The following is a 2,318-nucleotide window of genomic DNA, read 5'->3' on the forward strand; positions in this document are numbered from 1 at the left end:
TTGAGGACCGCTTCGCGCCAGGGCAGAGTCTTGAGCCGGCGGTGCAGCGTGGGCTGGTTGCCCTTGGCGATGAACAGCACCGCTGAGAAGGCCGATCGCCAGTAACCGGAGCATCGCCACGTACGCCATGATCGTGGGTTCTCTCGCTGCTGCGCTACCCGGCTGACGGCCCATCTTGGTCTTTCCGAACGGATGGCGGCAAGGGTACCGACCCTGAGATCTCGGCAGCAGGCTCAGGGTGCCGCTCAGGGGAGACCCGGATCCACCAGCGTGGCAGGGAGATCGATGATGGCGTCGTGACAACCAAGACGGCATCCCCCCAGAGCGGCCTTCGTCGGCCGCTCGTCGTGTTCTTCGCCCTGACCTTCTTATTCGGCTGGGGAGCTCTGGCATCCCTGATCGCGTTCGGCGGTCTCCTGGAACCGATCTTCGGCCCTCCGTCCGGCACGCACCCGGTGTTCGTCCTGGCCGTGTACTCGCCCGAGATCGCGGCCCTCTACGTCCTCTGGCGTGAAGGCGGCCTGCGCGATATCCGGGACCATTTGCGCCGTCTGACCCTGTGGCGGATGCCTGCCGGGTGGTGGTTGTTCCTGCTGCTCGCCATGCCCGCGGGCAAATATCTGAGCGCGCTGCTGAACGGGACTGCGGGCGAGTTTCCGTTCTCGCCGTGGTACATGGTCCTGCCCGCGCTGATCCCGGCTCTCCTGCTCGGGCCGATCGAGGAGCTCGGCTGGCGTGGTTACGCCCAGCCGATGCTGCAGCGCCGGTTCAACCCCTTGGTGACCAGCCTGATCCTCGGACTCTTCTGGGGGCTGTGGCACCTGCCCGCGTTCCTGCTGAGCGGCACCCCGCAGAGCGCGTGGTCCTTCGGCCCCTTCATGCTGGGTGCGTTCGCGCTGTCGATCATCATGACGCCGCTGTTCAACGTCTCCCGCGGCAGTATCCTCATCCCCGCCCTGTTCCACTTCCAGGCCAACATCCCCGCCTACCCCGAGGGGCAGCCCTGGGAGAACTACGTGTTCGCCCTCGTGGCAGTGGTCATGGTCATCTGGAAGCGGGACCACTTCTTCTCCCGGGACACCGCCGTCACCGACGTCGTCCTCCGTACCCACTGACCTCCCGCGCCCGAGCACCCAGCGGCGCGCTGCGCTTCACACCGCGCGACTCCGGCGAGGCCGACTCCCGGACATCGTCACTCGACCGCTGACTGACACTTCGCTCCGTCGCGCAGCACGAGAACTGCAGCAGGCCGCGCGGCCCCTCCCGTGTGGATGCTCGTCATGAACACCGTTGCTCACGAGGAGCAGAGAATGAACGCGGCATCGGCGACCCCAGCGACGACCTCGAAGCGGCGGCCGCAGCACGTCGTCATCGCCGCGATACTCCTGTGGTTCGGCCTCTGGACGCTCACACCCGGTCTGCTCCCCCACGGCTGGTGGAACGCATGCAGGCTCTACGATGCCGGGCGATGAGGGCACCCCCGGAGCGTGAATGACAAACGCGACCCCCGATGATCGTTGGTTGTCTACGCCAGTCGATCAAGAACAGGGGCCGCGTTCGCGTGCCATCATCCCCGATCGACGTGCTCGCCCGCCACTTGGAGCACGTCTCTCTCACCGACCTATCGACCGACCCGCTCGATCTGCCCACCCTGGCCGAGGTCCTGGACACCGTGCCCGACCCGCGCAGCCGCCGGGGACGCCGCTACCGGCTCGGCCCGCTGCTGGCGTTATCCCTGCTCGCCGTACTCGGCGGAGCAACCTCTCTGGCAAAGATCCCCGGGCCATCGCCGGATACGACCCAGACCTGCGCGCCCGAGCCGGCCTGCCCCGCACGGCACTCCTGGCCGCCAGCACCCTGGGACGACTCCTCGCCCGCCTGGACGGCGACGCCTTCGACACCGCCACCTGCGGCTACCTGGCCTCGCTCACTGCCGACACCCCGCCTGCCACCATGAGCAGCCCATCCCCAGGCCGGGCCATGCTCGCCGGTCTGGCCGTCGACGGCAAGACCCTGCGCGGCAGCCGCACCACCGACACCACGGTCCATCTGCTGGCCGCCATGCGCCATGACACCCAGATCGTTCTCGCTCAACAGCAGATCGAGGCCAAGAGCAACGAGATCCCCGCCTTCGCGCCCCTGCTGTCCGGCCTGGACCTCACCAGCGTGGTGGTCACCGCCGACGCCCTGCACACCCAGCAGGAACACGCCCGCCAGATCATCGCCGCCGGCGGCCACTACCTGTTCATCGCCAAGGGCAACCAGCCCACGCTGCACCGCCGGCTCAAGACTCTGCCCTGGCGCGAAGCGGTCCTCAA

General features: G+C 67.9%; 4 protein-coding genes. All 4 read left to right on the forward strand.

Annotation, left to right across the window (positions count from 1 at the left end; all coding sequences use genetic code 11):
* Positions 1 to 296 precede the first annotated feature (296 nt).
* Entirely contained in the window at positions 297 to 1,115 is an 819-nt protein-coding gene (locus ACTMTI_RS56670; protein ID WP_441129372.1) for a CPBP family glutamic-type intramembrane protease, read from the forward strand.
* Positions 1,116 to 1,310: 195 nt separating this feature from the next.
* The gene (locus ACTMTI_RS56675; RefSeq protein WP_441129373.1) at positions 1,311 to 1,472 is read left to right on the forward strand and encodes a hypothetical protein; all 162 of its coding nucleotides are present in this window, start codon (positions 1,311 to 1,313) and stop codon (positions 1,470 to 1,472) included.
* An 89-nt stretch (positions 1,473 to 1,561) separates the two neighbouring features.
* A complete protein-coding gene (locus ACTMTI_RS56680; protein ID WP_441129374.1) occupies positions 1,562 to 1,957 on the forward strand; it encodes a transposase family protein in 396 nt (131 codons plus the stop codon).
* The coding region (locus ACTMTI_RS56685) for an ISAs1 family transposase (protein WP_441129375.1) at positions 1,879 to 2,318 on the forward strand (440 nt) is incomplete at its 3' end. The genes ACTMTI_RS56680 and ACTMTI_RS56685, both read left to right, overlap by 79 nt.

The sequence above is a fragment of the Nonomuraea sp. H19 genome, assembly GCF_052068215.1.
Taxonomy (GTDB): Bacteria; Actinomycetota; Actinomycetes; order Streptosporangiales; family Streptosporangiaceae; genus Nonomuraea.

What these genes read in the sequence shown, in the direction of transcription:
- ACTMTI_RS56675 (WP_441129373.1), top strand. Translation starts at nt 1,311, where the DNA reads ATGAACGCGGCATCGGCGACCCCAGCGACGACCTCGAAGCGGCGGCCG.